This is a genomic window from Ramlibacter albus, from assembly GCF_014297445.1.
Classification (GTDB): domain Bacteria; phylum Pseudomonadota; class Gammaproteobacteria; order Burkholderiales; family Burkholderiaceae_C; genus Ramlibacter; species Ramlibacter albus.
Genome location: NZ_JACORU010000001.1, coordinates 1,138,021 through 1,151,556, shown reverse-complemented (window position 1 = coordinate 1,151,556; position 13,536 = coordinate 1,138,021). Strand labels below are relative to the sequence as shown.

Genomic DNA, 13,536 nt, shown 5'->3' with positions numbered 1-13,536 from the left:
GTGCCGCCCGCCGCAGCGCCGCCGTGTCAGGCTAGGCCGCTTCCTTGTAGAAGAACTCGCGCTGCACGCCGCGCGTAGGCAGCGGTTCGATCGCCGTGCGGATGGCAGCGATGTGCTCCGGCGTCGTGCCGCAGCAGCCGCCGACGATGTTCACGAGGCCTTCGGCCGCGAACTCGCGCAACAGCGCCGACGTGACTTCCGGCGTCTCGTCGAACCCGGTCTCGCTCATGGGGTTGGGCAGGCCCGCGTTCGGGTAGCAGCTGATGAACGTGTCGGGCGCGACGCGGTTCAGCTCCTGGATGTAGGGGCGCATCAGCGCGGCACCGAGCGCGCAATTGAGGCCCACCGCCAGCGGCCGCGCGTGGCGCACGCTGTACCAGAAGGCCGTGACGGTCTGGCCGCTGAGGATGCGGCCCGAAGCGTCCGTGACCGTGCCGCTGATGACGATCGGCAGGCGCTCGCCGGTCTTGTCGAAGTACTCGTCGATGGCGAACAGCGCCGCCTTGGCATTGAGCGTGTCGAAGATGGTCTCGACCAGCAGCAGGTCCGACCCGCCCTCGACCAGGCCCTCGACCTGCTCGTAGTAAGCGGCGCGCAGCGCTTCGAAGTCGACGTTGCGCGCGCCGGGGTCGTTGACGTCCGGGCTGATGCTGGCGGTGCGCGGCGTGGGGCCGAGCGCCCCGGCGACGAAGCGCGGCTTGTCGGGGGAGGAGTACTTGTCGGCGGCTTCGCGCGCAAGGCGGGCCGAGGCGACGTTCATCTCGCGCGAGTACTCGGCAAGGTCGTAGTCCGACTGCGCCAGCGCGTTCGCGCCGAAGGTGTTGGTCTCGATGATGTCGGCACCGGCGGCGAGGTAGCCCTCGTGGATGTCGCGGATGACGTCGGGGCGCGTGAGCGACAGCAGGTCGCCGTTGTTCTTCAGGTCCTTGCCGTGGTCCTTGAAGCGCTCGCCGCGGTAGTTCTCCTCGGTGAGCTTGAAGCGCTGGATCATCGTGCCCATGGCGCCGTCGAGGACGAGGATGCGCTTTTCGAGCAGGCTCGGCAGGGCCTGGCCACGGGTGTACGAGATCGGCTTCATGGTCATCGCATTGTAGGTAGGAAGCGTTGATGGCTCTCAGGGACCGACAATAAGCCCACTTTGCTGCCCCCCCAATCCATCCTGTCCGAGGTCTTCGGCTACGCGGCCTTCCGCGGCCCGCAGGCCGACATCATCGACCACGTCATCGGCGGGGGCGACGCGCTGGTGCTCATGCCCACGGGCGGCGGCAAGTCGCTGTGTTACCAGATCCCGGCCATTGCGCGCCAACGCGCGGGCAAGGGCATCACCGTCGTCGTGTCGCCGCTGATTGCGCTGATGCACGACCAGGTGGGTGCGCTGCACGAAGCCGGTGTGGAAGCCGCGTTCCTCAACTCCACGCTCAGCGGCGAGGAAGCGAACGCGGTGGAGAAGAAGCTGCTGCGCGGCGAGATCACGCTGCTGTATGCAGCGCCGGAGCGCATCACCACGCCGCGCTTCCTGGCGCAGCTGGACTCGCTGCACGAGCGCGGGCAGCTGGCCTTGTTCGCCATCGACGAGGCGCATTGCGTGAGCCAATGGGGCCACGACTTCCGCCCGGAATACCGCGCGCTTGCGGTGCTGCACGAGCGCTTCGCCGGCGTGCCGCGCATCGCGCTCACCGCCACGGCCGATGCGCTGACGCGCGAGGACATCGTGCAGCACCTGCAGCTGCAGGAAGCGCGGCAATTCATCAGCAGTTTCGACCGGCCGAACATCCGCTACGCCATCGCCGAGAAGAAGGACGCCACTTCGCAGCTGCTGCGCTTCATCTCCAACGAGCACGATGGCGAAGCGGGCATCGTGTATTGCCAGTCGCGCAAGCGCGTCGAAGAGATCGCGCAGACGCTGTGCCAGGAAGGCGTCGATGCCCTGCCCTACCACGCGGGGCTGGAGCCGGACGTGCGCCAGCGCCACCAGGACCGGTTCCTGCGCGACGAGGGCGTGGTGATGGTGGCCACCATCGCCTTCGGCATGGGCATCGACAAGCCCGACGTGCGCTTCGTCGCGCACCTGGATCTGCCCAAGAACATCGAGGGCTATTACCAGGAGACAGGCCGTGCGGGCCGCGACGGGTTGCCCGCGGATGCGTGGATGGCGTACGGCCTGCAGGACGTCGTGAACCAGCGCCGCATGATCGACGAAGGCGAGGCGCCGGAGGAGTTCAAGCAGGTGCTGCGGGGCAAACTCGATGCGTTGCTCGCGCTCGCCGAAGCCACGGACTGCCGGCGTGTTCGCCTGCTCGACTACTTCGGCGAGCAATCGCAGCCCTGCGGCAACTGCGACAACTGCCTGAACCCGCCGCAGGTGTGGGACGGCACGGACGCCGCGCGCAAGCTGCTGTCCACCATCTACCGCGTGCAGCAGCAAAGCGGCATCAGCTTCGGCGCGGGCCACATCATGGACATCCTGCGCGGCAAGGCCACCGAGAAGGTGAAGCAGTTCGGGCACGAGCGCATCAGCACCTTCGGCCTGGGCGCGGAGTTCAGTGAGCAGCAGTTGCGCGGCGTGCTGCGGCAGCTGATCGGGATCGGTGCGCTCGCGGTGGATGCCTCGGCGTTCAACACGTTGCAGCTCACCGAAGGCTCGCGCGCGGTGCTCAAGGGCGAGCGCACCATCGAGCTGCGCGAGTCCGTCGCCGCTTCGACGGGTGGCAAGAAGGGCCGCGCGGCGAAGGGCACGCCGACGGTCGCCGCCGGCCTCACGCAGGCGGGCCAGCAGCGCTTCGACGCGCTCAAGCTGTGGCGCGCCGAAGTGGCGCGCGCGCACAACCTGCCCGCGTATGTGATCTTCCACGACGCCACGCTGGCCGCGATCGCGGCGCTCGCGCCGCAGTCCCTGCGCGACCTGCAGGGCATCAGCGGCATCGGCGCGAAGAAGCTCGAGGCCTACGGCGAGGAAGTGCTGCGCGTGGTGAGCGACGCGTAGTCCAGCGGCAGCGCGGTGGTGGTCTTGAGCACCTCCATCGCGAAGCTGGAGCTCACGTCCTGCAGCTCCACCGCCTTGATCAGGCGCTTGTAGACGCGGTCGTAGCCCGCGATGTCGGGCACCACCACTTTCAGCAGGTAGTCGACGTCGCCGCTCATGCGGTAGATCTCCACGATCTCCGGGATGTCCCGCGTGCCTTGCACGAAGCGCCTCATCCACGCGTCGCTGTGCTGGTTGGTGCGGATGGAGACGAACACCGTCACGCCCACGTTCAGCGCGGCCGGGTCGCACAGCGTCACCGTCTTGCGGATCACGCCGTCCTCCTGCATGCGCTGCACGCGGCGCCAGCACGGCGTGGACGACAGGCTCACGGCCTCGGCCAGCTCCGAGAGCGGGGTGGTGCCGTCCTCCTGCAGGATGGCAAGGATTTGCAGGTCCTTCTTATCCATGGAGAAGGATTTTCTACAAGATCCCGGTTTTCGGCCAGCACTTTGCAAAGACTTTCCACGCGCCCTTGCCTAGACTTGCCGGCATGAAAGCGTTCACCGACCACCCGGCCAGCGTTGGCGAGAGTTACTGGGAGCACATGCGCTTCGCGCTCGGCTTCTCAGGCACGCTCTTCGTCGCCGCCGGCGCGGCGTTGCTGCATGCGGTGTTCCCGTTCGTGTGCGAGAAGACCGGCAGCACGCTGATCAAGCGGCTGCACGCGAGGATCGTGAATCGTTAATTCGCGGCGCCGGGCCGCCCCAAGCCGCGAAAGCCCCCTCGGGGGGCAGCGATCCTCGCGAAGCGGGGAGCGTGGGGGCTCTATGACGTGAAGCCGATGCTGCGCGATTCGCGCACTTCGGGCTTGATGCGGTGCTCGGCCTCGAGCTGCTCGAGGAATTCCTCGGGCGCGAAAGCCGTCGCCAGGATGTCCACCTGGCGCTTCACGGCCGCGAAGTCACCCGGGCAAAGCTGCTCCAGCTTCGCGAGCCGCGCGCGCACTTCCGGCGACAGCGTCTCCGCATTGCCGCCCAGCACTTCGGTGATGAACATGCCCTCCCGCTGCGCCTGCGTGAGCGGCTTGAACTTGATCTTGAAGGTGAAGCGCCGCAGCGCCGCCTGGTCGATGCGGTCCATCAGGTTGGTCGTGCACACGAAGATGCCGGCAAAGCGCTCCATGCCCTGCAGCATCTCGTTGACCTCGGTCACCTCGTAGGTGCGCTGCGCGCCGCGGCGGTCCTGCAGGAAGCTGTCCGCCTCGTCCAGCAGCAGGATCGCCTTCTCGGCCTCCGCCTCGCGGAACATGGCGGCCATGTTCTGCTCGGTCTCGCCGACGAACTTGCTCATGAGGTCGCTCGCCTGCTTCACCAGCAGCGGCTTGTCGAGGCTGCGCGCGATGTGCTCGGCCAGCGCCGTCTTGCCGGTGCCCGGCGCGCCGTAGAAGCACAGCGTGCCGTGCCCGCGCGCCTTGAGCGCCTCGACGATGCGCGGCACCTCGAAGCGCGACTCGACGTTGAGCATCTCGAGGTCATACGTTGTGACGCTGCGCCGCGCACCGCTTTCGTACGCGCGTGTGCCCAGCGCCTGGTCGGCGTTGCGCAGCTGGCGCTCGATCAGCGACTCCATCGCCGCGCCCTCGGCCTGCGCGAGCCCCGCGAAGCGCACCGCCGTGCGGATCTGCGCCGGCGTGAGCCCCTTGCGCTCGGTGAGCTTGGCGACGAAGCCGTCCGACACCTGCACGCCTTCGAGCGTCTTGCGCACCAGCTGCTCGCGCGCGCCCGGCGGCGGCGACTTCAGCTCGAGGTGGTAGGCGAAGCGCCGGCGGAACGCGGGGTCGATCTGCTCGATTCGGTTGGTCACCCACACGGTGGGCACGGGGTTGGACTCGAGGATCTGGTTCACCCACGCCTTGCCGCTCACGCTGCCCGAAGGCGGTGCCACGATCTGCTCGGCGCGCGCCATCATCTGCGCGGCCTCGCTGGAGATCGGCGGGAACACGTCTTCCACCTCGTCGAACAGCAGCGCCGCCTGCGCGCTCCCTTTGAGGAACACCTGCGCGATCTGCAGCGAACGGTAGCGGTCGCGCCCCGACAGCGAATTGCCGTCGCGGTCCGCGTACTCCACCTCGAACAGCTCCAGGCCGGCGGCTTGTGCCACCACCTTCGCCAACTCCGTCTTGCCGGTGCCGGGCGGGCCGTACATCAGGATGTTCACGCCGCTTTCCTTGCGCGCCACCGCATTGCGCAGCAGCGTGCACAGCACCTGCGCGTCCTCGGCAACGAAGGTGAAGTCGGCCAGCTCCAGCGAGCTCTTGGCCGACGGCCGCGTGAACACCGCCATCAGCTCGCTCTGGTCGCGGTATTCGCGCATCAGCACGGGCGGCAGCTTCTCGCTCACCTTCATCAGGTCCGCGAGGTCGGTGATGTTGTGCTCGGAGATCAGGTTCTCGACGAGCCCGATGCGCTCCAGCCGCGAGCCGGCGCGCAGCGCCTCGCCCACTTCGGTGGCGTTGACGCCCGCCACCTCCGCGATCGCGGCATAGGCCTCGGGCGCGTTATTCACCTTGAACTCCACCAGCAGGCTGCGCAGGTCGCGCTGGTAGCGCGCGAGCGTGCCGTACAGCAGCAGTGCGCGCTCGGCCTTGTTCAGCTGCAGCAGCGACGCGAGCGCGTCGATGTTCTTCTCCACCAGCGTGGAATGCTTCTTGAGCGCGTGGGTCAGCCATTCGCCGGTGACGGCCAGCACCTGCAGCAGGTCCTTGGGCTGGTCCTTGGCGTATTCGTCCAGGTAGAAGAACAGCGTGCCCTCTTCGTACGGGCCGCGCCAGACGCCATGCCGGTCGAGGAACTCGCGCAGGGGCAGTTCCTCGTGGCCGCGCCAGAACTCGTTGTCCTTGCAGCGGCGGCCGAGGAACTCGCGCAGGCGCGCCAGCGCGGGCTGGGGCCAGACCAGGTGGCGGCCGGCGAGCGACAGCAGGCCGTTCAGGTCGCGGCGGACATTGAACTTGGCGCCCTGCTTGGCCGCGAGTGTGAGCACGAAGTGCGAGCACATCAGGTCCAGCACGGGCGCGTCTTTCAGCCCTGGAGAGGGCAGAACCTGCACGTCCGGCGAACGCTTGGCCAAGGGGCCTCCTTCCATGGGGCTGGTGCGTGATGACGATAACGCGAGTTGATGCTACATGGAAGACCGTGATGGCGGGGAAACCGGGCCCCCGGTCGTGGACAATCCGCCGATGATCGGATTCGAGGACATCCAGGCCGCCGCCGGCCGCCTGAAAGGGCAGGTGCTGGACACGCCGTGCGTGGAATCCCGCACGCTCTCCGAGATCGCCGGCTGCCAGGTCTTCCTGAAGTTCGAGAACCTGCAGTTCACCGCGTCGTTCAAGGAACGCGGCGCCTGCAACAAGCTGGCGCAGCTGACGCCGGCCGAGTCGTCCGGCGGGGTCATTGCCATGAGCGCCGGCAACCACGCCCAGGGCGTGGCCTATCACGCGCACCGGCTCGGCCTGCGCGCGGTGATCGTCATGCCGCGGTTCACACCGGGCGTCAAAGTGGGGCGTACGCGCGGCTTCGGCGCGGAAGTGGTGCTGTTCGGTGACACGCTCGACGAAGCCCGCGCCCATGCGCTGGAGCTGGCGGCGCGCGAGGGGCTGACGTTCGTCCACCCTTACGACGACGAGGCCATCGTCGCCGGCCAGGGCACCGTCGGGCTCGAGATGCTGGCAGCGGTGCCGGACCTCGACACGCTGGTCGTCGCGGTCGGCGGCGGCGGGCTGGTCGCCGGCATCGCCACCGCGGCCAAGGCGCTCAAGCCGGGCATCGAGGTGGTGGGCGTGCAGACGCTGCGCTTCCCCAATATGTACAACGCGGTCAAGCACACGGACCTGCCGCAGGGCATGTCGACCATCGCCGAGGGCATTGCCGTGGGCACGCCCGGCCGGGTGCCACAGGCGCTGATCGAAAAGTACGTCGACGACATCGTGCTGGTGGACGAGGGCGACATCGAGCAGGCGATCGTGCTGCTGCTGGAGATCGAGAAAACGCTGGTCGAAGGCGCGGGCGCGGCCGGGCTGGCGGCGCTGGTGAAGTACGCCGACCGCTTCAAGGGCCGCAAGGTCGGGCTCGTGCTCGGCGGGGGCAACATCGACCCGATGCTGCTGGCCGCGATCATCCAGCGCGGCATGGTGCGGGCTGGCCGGCTCGCGCGGCTGCACGTCAACGCGCGCGACGTGCCGGGATCTTTGGCCCAGATTACCAAGATCGTCAGCGAAGCGGGCGCCAACATCGACGAGGTGCATCACCAGCGCGCGTTCACCATGCTGGCGGCACAGAACGTGGAGATCGAACTCGTGGTGCAGACGCGCGGCCGCGAACATATCCAGGCATTGCTGTCCGCGCTGCATGCGGGCGGCTTCCAGGCGGAGGAGCAGCGATGACGAACGAGCAACTGCAAGGTGCCTTGGCCGAGTACTTCGCGCCTTGGGTGCAGGACCTCGGACTGAAGGTCGAGTCGTTCACGCAGGGCACGGCAACGCTGCGGCTGCCGCAGAACGCCCGGCTCTCGCGCGTCGGCGGCATGCTGTGCGGCCAGGCCATGATGGCCGCAGCCGACACGGCCATGGTGCTGGCACTGATCAGCCACTTCGGCGAGTTCAAGCCCTGCACGACGGTGCAGCTGAACACCAGCTTCCTCAAGCCGCTGTCCAACCAGGACGCGCTCGTCGAGGCCCGCGTGCTTCGCGCGGGCAAGAGCCTGGCCTTCGGCGAGATCGACATCCGCGGCGCCGACGACGGCAAGAGCGTCTGCCGCGCGAGCACCACCTACGCCCTCTTGTAGAATCGCGGGCTGACCCCCAGCCTGCCTACAGAGGAAGAGATGTCCGAGCCCCAACACGACACGCACAGCGACGACCCGATCGAGCAGATCATCCACAAGATCCCGATCGTGCTGCCCGTGGCCGGCGGCGTGCTGATGTTCCTTCTGGCGTTCATCGCCGTGTACATGGCCTGAGGCGCACCCCGCCCGATCAAGCCGCCCTTGAGGCGGCTTTTGTTTGCCCGACTGGCCGCTCGGAAGTATTTACTTGACAAACCCGACAAAGGTTCTATAGTGAGTCCATGGCCTCCGCAATCCTCAATCAGCCGCACTTCCAAGACGAGGGAAAAGCCCGCGAATACCTTGAAGCGCTGCGTTGGCCGCAAGGCACCGTCTGCCCGCATTGCGGCGTGATCGGCACCGCCTACAAGCTGGAAGGCACCAAGCACCGTCCGGGCCTCTACAAGTGCAAGGACTGCCGTGAGCAGTTCACCGTGACCGTGGGCACTGTGTTCGAGCGCTCCAAGATCGCGTTGAACGTCTGGCTGCAGGCTGTCCACCTGATGTGCGCCAGCAAGAAGGGCATCAGTGCCAAGCAACTCGAACGCATGCTGGGCGTCACGTACAAGACGGCCTGGTTCATGTCGCATCGCATCCGCGAAGCCATGACGGCCGATCCGAAGAACCTGCTTGGCGGCCCCGGTTCTTCCGGCATCGTGGAAGCCGACGAGACCTATTGGGGTTCCGCCACCGCCGAAGACGGCACCAAGTACCCGGCGAAGACCGGCGGCGGCTACTCCCCCAAGATGAAAATCTTTTCGCTGGTCGAGCGACAAGGCGTCAAGCGCACGATCCACGTTCCCAACGTCACGGCCGCCACGCTTGGTCCCATCCTGAAGTCACAAGTCGCGCAATCCGCCCGCCTGATGACCGACGAAGCCTCCTATTACAAGTCCATTGGCAAGCACTTCGCGTCCCACGAGTCCGTGAATCACTCGAAGTACGAGTACACGCGCGGCGACGTCACCAGCAACACCGCGGAATCCTCTTTCGCCATCCTCAAGCGCGGCTTGGTCGGCACGTTCCACAGCGTCAGCGAACAGCATCTGCAGCGCTACGCGCACGAATTCGACTTCAAGTGGAACACGCGCACTAGCCTCGGCTACAACGACGCGATGCGCACCGACGAAGCCCTCAAGGGCATCACCGGCAAGCGCCTGACCTATCGGCGGATTAGTTGGAGCGCCGCGCAAACCCACTTTTGAACGCATCATGGTGATGCTGCTGCGCAGCAGGTAGGTAATACGTGCGCACCTCAAAAGAACCGAGAATTTCTCGGCCAAGCGAATGAAATCCAGATAAAATCACTACTGAGCGGCTGGCAATCGGTTAGGCCACCTCCGCCTTGGCTACGAGCACCGGGAAGCCCCGGATGCCGTAGTCCTTGGCGTAGATCACAGTACCGTTCTTGAGGGTGATGGATGCACGGAAGATGACTTCATAACCCTCTGGGATCGGAAAACCGAAATCCAGTTGCTTCATAGGGCACTTACCTCCTTCCCGCCGGGATCGCCGGGCTTAAAGGGTTGGTGGGGTGCCAGCCGCTCCAGTAGCGGTTCGCCTCGGGCCTCTGTAACGCTCCTTCGACCAAGAGCTTGCGTTACAGGGGCCTTTCCTTTTCCGCCCCGGTTACGGCGAACTCATCGCCGGGGCCGTCGTTCCGCCGCATGGGGGCCTCCTTTCTGCGGTTGAGCGCGAGTTTAAACGGCTTGTGAGTTCTGCGCAAGCCGGGAGGCTGGATAAGTCTCGACTTGAGTCTCGGATGGGCTTAAACTACGAGACTGCTAAGGAGAATCTTATGGAAGCCAAGACCACGCCAGATGAGCAGAAGCGCGCCGCCGCTCATAGGAGCCCTTCGTATCCAGCAATAACGCTGCAAAAGGCAGTCGAGCGAGCGCGCACCTTCTATCAACACGAGAAGCGGAGCGCGGCCAACATCAACGTGGCACTTGATCACTGGAATTACTCCCCGGGGAGCGGACCAGGCCGAACTACTCTCGCTGCGCTACTGGCGTTCGGTCTTATGGTCGATGAGGGGTCTAGCGACAAGCGTCAAGTGCGCCTGACAGACCTAGCGTTTAGGATCATTCTGGATGATCGCCCGGAGTCGAATGAACGTGACGCCGCCCTGAGAGAAGCAGCGCAAAACCCGCGCATTTACAAGGAGGTACTTGCCAAATTCCCCGGTCTAGAGGTGTCGGACGCAAACCTCAGGCACTACCTGTTAGTCGAGCGAAAGTTCAATGACAACGCCGTCAAGGACTTTATGGGCGACTTACGAGCAACGGTCTCGTTTGCGAAACTCAATGACAGACCCGATAATGAGGTCGAGCGCCGTGATCCTGATCCGGAAGTACCACCTCCCGCGCCGACGCCACCGCCAGCACCGACGGTGGCGCCTCGGGACACGGTCCAAATCGAACGACACCCGCCCAATCCGGCGGTAGGGCAGACAAGGCCGCATATGCGTCAAGAGGTATTCGCACTCGCTGAGGGTGATGTCACGATTCAATGGCCCGAGAGATTGAGTCCAGAGAGTCTCGAAGACTTCACGGATTGGTTGCGCATCTTGGAGCGGAAGATCAAGCGCAACGTGCAGACGCCAGCAGCGCCGCGCGTAGACTCTGGCGATGGCAACGAAGCCGAAGACCTCGCCTAAGCAACCGACGGAGGACGACGTTCTCCGTCGCATGCTGAATACTCCGCCCGCTCCGAAGAAGACGCAGCCCCCAACGCAGCCGCAAAAGAAAACCGGCCACTAGGGCCGGTGGTTTGGTGGGTGAGCTACTTGTGCCGCCCGAAGTGCGCGGCAATGAAATCGTCCATCTTCGCGCGGATCGCGTCGTACTTGCCCCGAGCCGCCTCCCACGCATCCAAGTCCTGCATGCTGGGGTTGCCGGACGAGCCGGGCATCATCTGTGCCGTGACCTTGTTCAGCGTTTCTCGATGTGCCTTGTCGGCCGCATCGCATTCATCGCACATTGCCTTCCATTGTTCGTAAGGCGTCATCTTGACTCCCGCTAGGTTGCCCGGCAAAGCCTGCCGGGTAGGGCCTACCTACGCTCATTCACTGCGCTTTCAAGGCCCCAAGTTCCAACCGGGTTTGTAAGGTACATACCTCCGTGGCCGCTATGCATAACCTCATGCATGTTTTGCATGGAATTGCAGCCCGATGAAAGCGGAGGAAAGGGTCCGTTCCCTAAAATGCCTCGACCGACGGGCAAGCCCGATTTCAAAAAGGCCTTCGGGAGGCGTCCTTTCCGCGAGCTCCTTTTGGAAATCGGTTTTGATACTTTGGAGCTTCGGACAATGAATTCACCCGTGATGCAGGGCCTGAACCTGCAGGCCCCCGGCTACGTCAAGAATGCCAAACTGATCGCCTGGGTGGCCGACATGGTCGCCCTGTGCAAGCCGGACCAGGTCTACTGGTGCGACGGCAGCCAGGAAGAATACGACCGCCTCTGCCAGCAACTGGTGGACGCCGGCACCTTCCGCAAGCTGGACCCGATCAGGCGCCCCAACTCCTACCTCGCCTGCTCCGACCCGAGCGACGTGGCGCGCGTGGAAGACCGCACCTTCATCTGCTCGCAGAAGAAGGAAGACGCCGGCCCCACGAACAACTGGATGGCCCCGGCCGAGATGCGCGCGACGCTGCAACCCCTGTTCGACGGCTGCATGCGCGGCCGCACGATGTACGTCGTGCCGTTCTCGATGGGCCCGCTCGGCTCGCCCATCGCGCACATCGGCATCGAGCTGTCCGACAGCCCGTACGTCGCCGTGAACATGCGCATCATGACCCGCATGGGCAAGGCCGTTTACGACGTGCTCGGCGTGGACGGCGAGTTCGTGCCCTGCGTGCACACCGTGGGCGCGCCGCTGGAGCCGGGCGAGAAGGACGTGAGCTGGCCCTGCAACACGACCAAGTACATCGTGCACTACCCCGAGTCGCGCGAGATCTGGTCGTACGGCTCCGGCTACGGCGGCAACGCGCTGCTGGGCAAGAAGTGCTTCGCGCTGCGCATCGCGTCCACCATGGGCCGCGATGAAGGCTGGCTGGCCGAGCACATGCTGATCCTGGGCGTGACCTCGCCCGAGGGCAAGAAGTATCACGTGGCTGCCGCTTTCCCGTCGGCCTGCGGCAAGACCAACTTCGCGATGCTGATCCCGCCCAAGGGCTTCGAGGGCTGGAAGGTCACGACCATCGGTGACGACATCGCCTGGATCAAGCCCGGCAAGGATGGCCGCCTGTACGCGATCAACCCCGAGGCGGGCTACTTCGGCGTGGCCCCGGGCACGAACACGAAGACCAACCCCAATTGCATGGCGAGCCTCGACAAGAACGTGATCTTCACGAACGTCGCGCTCACCGACGACGGCGACGTGTGGTGGGAGAACATGGGCCCGCCGCCCGCGCACTGCATCGACTGGCAGGGCAAGGACTGGACGCCCGAGATCGCCGAGAAGACCGGCGCCAAGGCCGCCCACCCGAACGCGCGCTTCACCGTGTCCGCCGTCAACAACCCGGCGCTGGACAGCGATTGGGACAACCCGCAGGGCGTGGCGATCGACGCTTTCATCTTCGGCGGCCGCCGCTCGACGACGGTGCCGCTGGTGACCGAGGCCCGCAACTGGGTCGAGGGCGTGTACATGGCCGCGACCATGGGCTCGGAGACGACCGCGGCCGCCGGCGGCGCGCAAGGCGTGGTGCGCCGCGACCCGTTCGCGATGCTGCCGTTCACCGGCTACAACATGAGCGACTACTTCCAGCACTGGCTGTCGCTCGGCAAGAAGCTGCAAGCCAGCGGCGCGAAGCTGCCGAAGATCTACACGACCAACTGGTTCCGCAAGGGCGAGGACGGCAAGTTCGTGTGGCCGGGCTACGGCGAGAACATGCGCGTGCTCAAGTGGATGATCGACCGCATCGAAGGCCGCGCCACCGGTACCGAGCACGTGTTCGGAGTGAGCCCCGCCTATGAAGAGCTCAACTGGACCGGCTTGGACTTCACGCGCGACCAGTTCGGCAAGGTCACCAGCATCGACAAGGCGGCCTGGGTCAAGGAGCTGCAGCTGCACGCGGAGCTGTTCCAGCAGCTGTCGTACCACCTGCCCGCGGAGCTCACCGAGACCAAGGCGCAGATCGAAAAGCGCTTGGCCGCATGAACAAAAAGCCACCGCAAGGTGGCTTTTTTCATCGGGCGGCTTGCCGCTTCATGACAGCTGCGCGGCGTCGTTCGGCCCTCTGTTGCGCGACGCGGTAAGACCACTCGTCGAGCACCCGGACCAGCGGCCGCGGCAGCCGCGTGAGCAACAGGCCGACCCACGAGGTGCGGGCCAGCGCTGCCATGGCGTCACCTCAGTAGTAGCGCTTGATGTTCAGGGCTTCGGCACCCATCGCGCGGCTGAGGTCGGCCATCACACGGGCATCGGTCAGCGCCAGGTTCCAGAGCTTCTCGTCCTCGCGGGCTTGGCGGCGGGCCTCGGCCCACTTGCCCGCGCTGGTGCCCAGGGCAGCGGCGAGCTTGCGGACCGGCGCGCCGATGAAGGCAAGCGCGGCGAGGAAGTAGGTGCCCACGTGGGCTTTGCGGATGACGCGAGCGGTACGCTCGAGACGGACGACGCCGGGGTGACGGGTCGGGTATTCGATGTGGACGAAGCGGCTCATGACCTTCTCCTTCTTGTTCCCAGCACAGCGG

15 protein-coding genes are annotated in these 13,536 nt (G+C 65.6%); 8 read left to right on the top strand and 7 right to left on the bottom strand.

Translation table 11 applies throughout. The annotated features are described in order from the left end of the window. Positions 1 to 31: 31 nt before the first annotated feature. Entirely contained in the window at positions 32 to 1,078 is a 1,047-nt protein-coding gene (locus H8R02_RS05290; RefSeq protein WP_187080272.1) for a homocysteine S-methyltransferase family protein, read from the bottom strand. A gap of 60 nt (positions 1,079 to 1,138) precedes the next feature. On the opposite strand from H8R02_RS05290, the gene recQ reads away from it, so the two are divergent. Next, positions 1,139 to 2,983 carry a DNA helicase RecQ gene (gene recQ, locus H8R02_RS05285; protein WP_187080271.1) on the top strand — a complete coding sequence of 615 codons (1,845 nt, stop codon included), beginning with the start codon at positions 1,139 to 1,141 and terminating at the stop codon, positions 2,981 to 2,983. Here the strand turns inward: recQ and H8R02_RS05280 are convergent. After that, positions 2,944 to 3,432 carry an Lrp/AsnC family transcriptional regulator gene (locus H8R02_RS05280; protein WP_187080270.1) on the bottom strand — a complete coding sequence of 163 codons (489 nt, stop codon included), beginning with the start codon at positions 3,430 to 3,432 and terminating at the stop codon, positions 2,944 to 2,946. The two genes, recQ and H8R02_RS05280, sit on opposite strands and share 40 nt — an antisense overlap. Positions 3,433 to 3,515: 83 nt before the next feature. Here H8R02_RS05280 and H8R02_RS05275 point away from each other — a divergent pair, with 83 nt between their 5' ends. Beyond that, on the top strand, positions 3,516 to 3,710 hold the full coding sequence (locus tag H8R02_RS05275) for a DUF6356 family protein (protein ID WP_187080269.1): 195 nt from the start codon (positions 3,516 to 3,518) through the stop codon (positions 3,708 to 3,710). Positions 3,711 to 3,790: 80 nt separating this feature from the next. On the opposite strand, the gene H8R02_RS05270 is transcribed toward H8R02_RS05275, so the two are convergent. Further along, a complete protein-coding gene (locus H8R02_RS05270) occupies positions 3,791 to 6,106 on the bottom strand; it encodes an ATP-binding protein (RefSeq protein WP_187080268.1) in 2,316 nt (771 codons plus the stop codon). A gap of 94 nt (positions 6,107 to 6,200) precedes the next feature. Here H8R02_RS05270 and H8R02_RS05265 point away from each other — a divergent pair, with 94 nt between their 5' ends. From H8R02_RS05265 to H8R02_RS05255, 4 genes are all read left to right on the top strand, one after another. Further along, positions 6,201 to 7,403, top strand: coding sequence for a threonine ammonia-lyase (locus H8R02_RS05265; RefSeq protein WP_187080267.1), 1,203 nt, complete (start codon positions 6,201 to 6,203; stop codon positions 7,401 to 7,403). Next, entirely contained in the window at positions 7,400 to 7,804 is a 405-nt protein-coding gene (locus H8R02_RS05260; RefSeq protein ID WP_187080266.1) for a PaaI family thioesterase, read from the top strand. The genes H8R02_RS05265 and H8R02_RS05260 overlap by 4 nt, the downstream gene beginning before the upstream one ends. 39 nt (positions 7,805 to 7,843) lie before the next feature. Then, positions 7,844 to 7,978, top strand: a complete 135-nt coding sequence (locus tag H8R02_RS30295) for a hypothetical protein (protein WP_255429150.1) — start codon at positions 7,844 to 7,846, stop codon at positions 7,976 to 7,978. A gap of 107 nt (positions 7,979 to 8,085) precedes the next feature. Next, the gene (locus tag H8R02_RS05255; protein ID WP_187080265.1) at positions 8,086 to 9,048 is read left to right on the top strand and encodes an IS1595 family transposase; all 963 of its coding nucleotides are present in this window, start codon (positions 8,086 to 8,088) and stop codon (positions 9,046 to 9,048) included. A gap of 124 nt (positions 9,049 to 9,172) precedes the next feature. Here the strand turns inward: H8R02_RS05255 and H8R02_RS05250 are convergent, their stop codons facing one another. Then, positions 9,173 to 9,325 (bottom strand): hypothetical protein, encoded by a 153-nt coding sequence (locus H8R02_RS05250; RefSeq protein WP_187080264.1) that lies wholly within the window; start codon positions 9,323 to 9,325, stop codon positions 9,173 to 9,175. Between the two features lie 316 nt (positions 9,326 to 9,641). On the opposite strand from H8R02_RS05250, the gene H8R02_RS05245 reads away from it, so the two are divergent. Beyond that, complete coding sequence (locus H8R02_RS05245; RefSeq protein WP_187080263.1) at positions 9,642 to 10,502, top strand: hypothetical protein; 861 nt, start codon at positions 9,642 to 9,644, stop codon at positions 10,500 to 10,502. A 125-nt stretch (positions 10,503 to 10,627) separates the two neighbouring features. Here H8R02_RS05245 and H8R02_RS05240 read toward each other — a convergent pair whose 3' ends face one another. Then, positions 10,628 to 10,852 (bottom strand): hypothetical protein, encoded by a 225-nt coding sequence (locus tag H8R02_RS05240; RefSeq protein ID WP_187080262.1) that lies wholly within the window; start codon positions 10,850 to 10,852, stop codon positions 10,628 to 10,630. Between the two features lie 300 nt (positions 10,853 to 11,152). Between H8R02_RS05240 and H8R02_RS05235 the strand changes: the two genes are divergently transcribed. Further along, entirely contained in the window at positions 11,153 to 13,003 is a 1,851-nt protein-coding gene (locus H8R02_RS05235; protein ID WP_187080261.1) for a phosphoenolpyruvate carboxykinase (GTP), read from the top strand. 28 nt (positions 13,004 to 13,031) lie between these two features. Here H8R02_RS05235 and H8R02_RS05230 read toward each other — a convergent pair whose 3' ends face one another. Further along, positions 13,032 to 13,187 (bottom strand): hypothetical protein, encoded by a 156-nt coding sequence (locus tag H8R02_RS05230; protein WP_187080260.1) that lies wholly within the window; start codon positions 13,185 to 13,187, stop codon positions 13,032 to 13,034. 9 nt (positions 13,188 to 13,196) lie between these two features. Next, the gene (locus H8R02_RS05225; protein ID WP_187080259.1) at positions 13,197 to 13,505 is read right to left on the bottom strand and encodes a hypothetical protein; all 309 of its coding nucleotides are present in this window, start codon (positions 13,503 to 13,505) and stop codon (positions 13,197 to 13,199) included. Positions 13,506 to 13,536: the final 31 nt, after the last annotated feature.

What these genes read in the sequence shown, in the direction of transcription:
- H8R02_RS05235 (WP_187080261.1), top strand. Translation starts at nt 11,153, where the DNA reads ATGAATTCACCCGTGATGCAGGGCCTGAACCTGCAGGCCCCCGGCTAC.
- H8R02_RS05250 (WP_187080264.1), bottom strand. Translation starts at nt 9,325, where the DNA reads ATGAAGCAACTGGATTTCGGTTTTCCGATCCCAGAGGGTTATGAAGTC.
- H8R02_RS05255 (WP_187080265.1), top strand. Translation starts at nt 8,086, where the DNA reads ATGGCCTCCGCAATCCTCAATCAGCCGCACTTCCAAGACGAGGGAAAA.
- H8R02_RS05240 (WP_187080262.1), bottom strand. Translation starts at nt 10,852, where the DNA reads ATGACGCCTTACGAACAATGGAAGGCAATGTGCGATGAATGCGATGCG.
- H8R02_RS05280 (WP_187080270.1), bottom strand. Translation starts at nt 3,432, where the DNA reads ATGGATAAGAAGGACCTGCAAATCCTTGCCATCCTGCAGGAGGACGGC.
- H8R02_RS05275 (WP_187080269.1), top strand. Translation starts at nt 3,516, where the DNA reads ATGAAAGCGTTCACCGACCACCCGGCCAGCGTTGGCGAGAGTTACTGG.
- H8R02_RS05245 (WP_187080263.1), top strand. Translation starts at nt 9,642, where the DNA reads ATGGAAGCCAAGACCACGCCAGATGAGCAGAAGCGCGCCGCCGCTCAT.
- H8R02_RS05230 (WP_187080260.1), bottom strand. Translation starts at nt 13,187, where the DNA reads ATGGCAGCGCTGGCCCGCACCTCGTGGGTCGGCCTGTTGCTCACGCGG.
- H8R02_RS05265 (WP_187080267.1), top strand. Translation starts at nt 6,201, where the DNA reads ATGATCGGATTCGAGGACATCCAGGCCGCCGCCGGCCGCCTGAAAGGG.
- H8R02_RS05260 (WP_187080266.1), top strand. Translation starts at nt 7,400, where the DNA reads ATGACGAACGAGCAACTGCAAGGTGCCTTGGCCGAGTACTTCGCGCCT.
- H8R02_RS05290 (WP_187080272.1), bottom strand. Translation starts at nt 1,078, where the DNA reads ATGAAGCCGATCTCGTACACCCGTGGCCAGGCCCTGCCGAGCCTGCTC.
- H8R02_RS30295 (WP_255429150.1), top strand. Translation starts at nt 7,844, where the DNA reads ATGTCCGAGCCCCAACACGACACGCACAGCGACGACCCGATCGAGCAG.
- H8R02_RS05225 (WP_187080259.1), bottom strand. Translation starts at nt 13,505, where the DNA reads ATGAGCCGCTTCGTCCACATCGAATACCCGACCCGTCACCCCGGCGTC.
- H8R02_RS05270 (WP_187080268.1), bottom strand. Translation starts at nt 6,106, where the DNA reads ATGGAAGGAGGCCCCTTGGCCAAGCGTTCGCCGGACGTGCAGGTTCTG.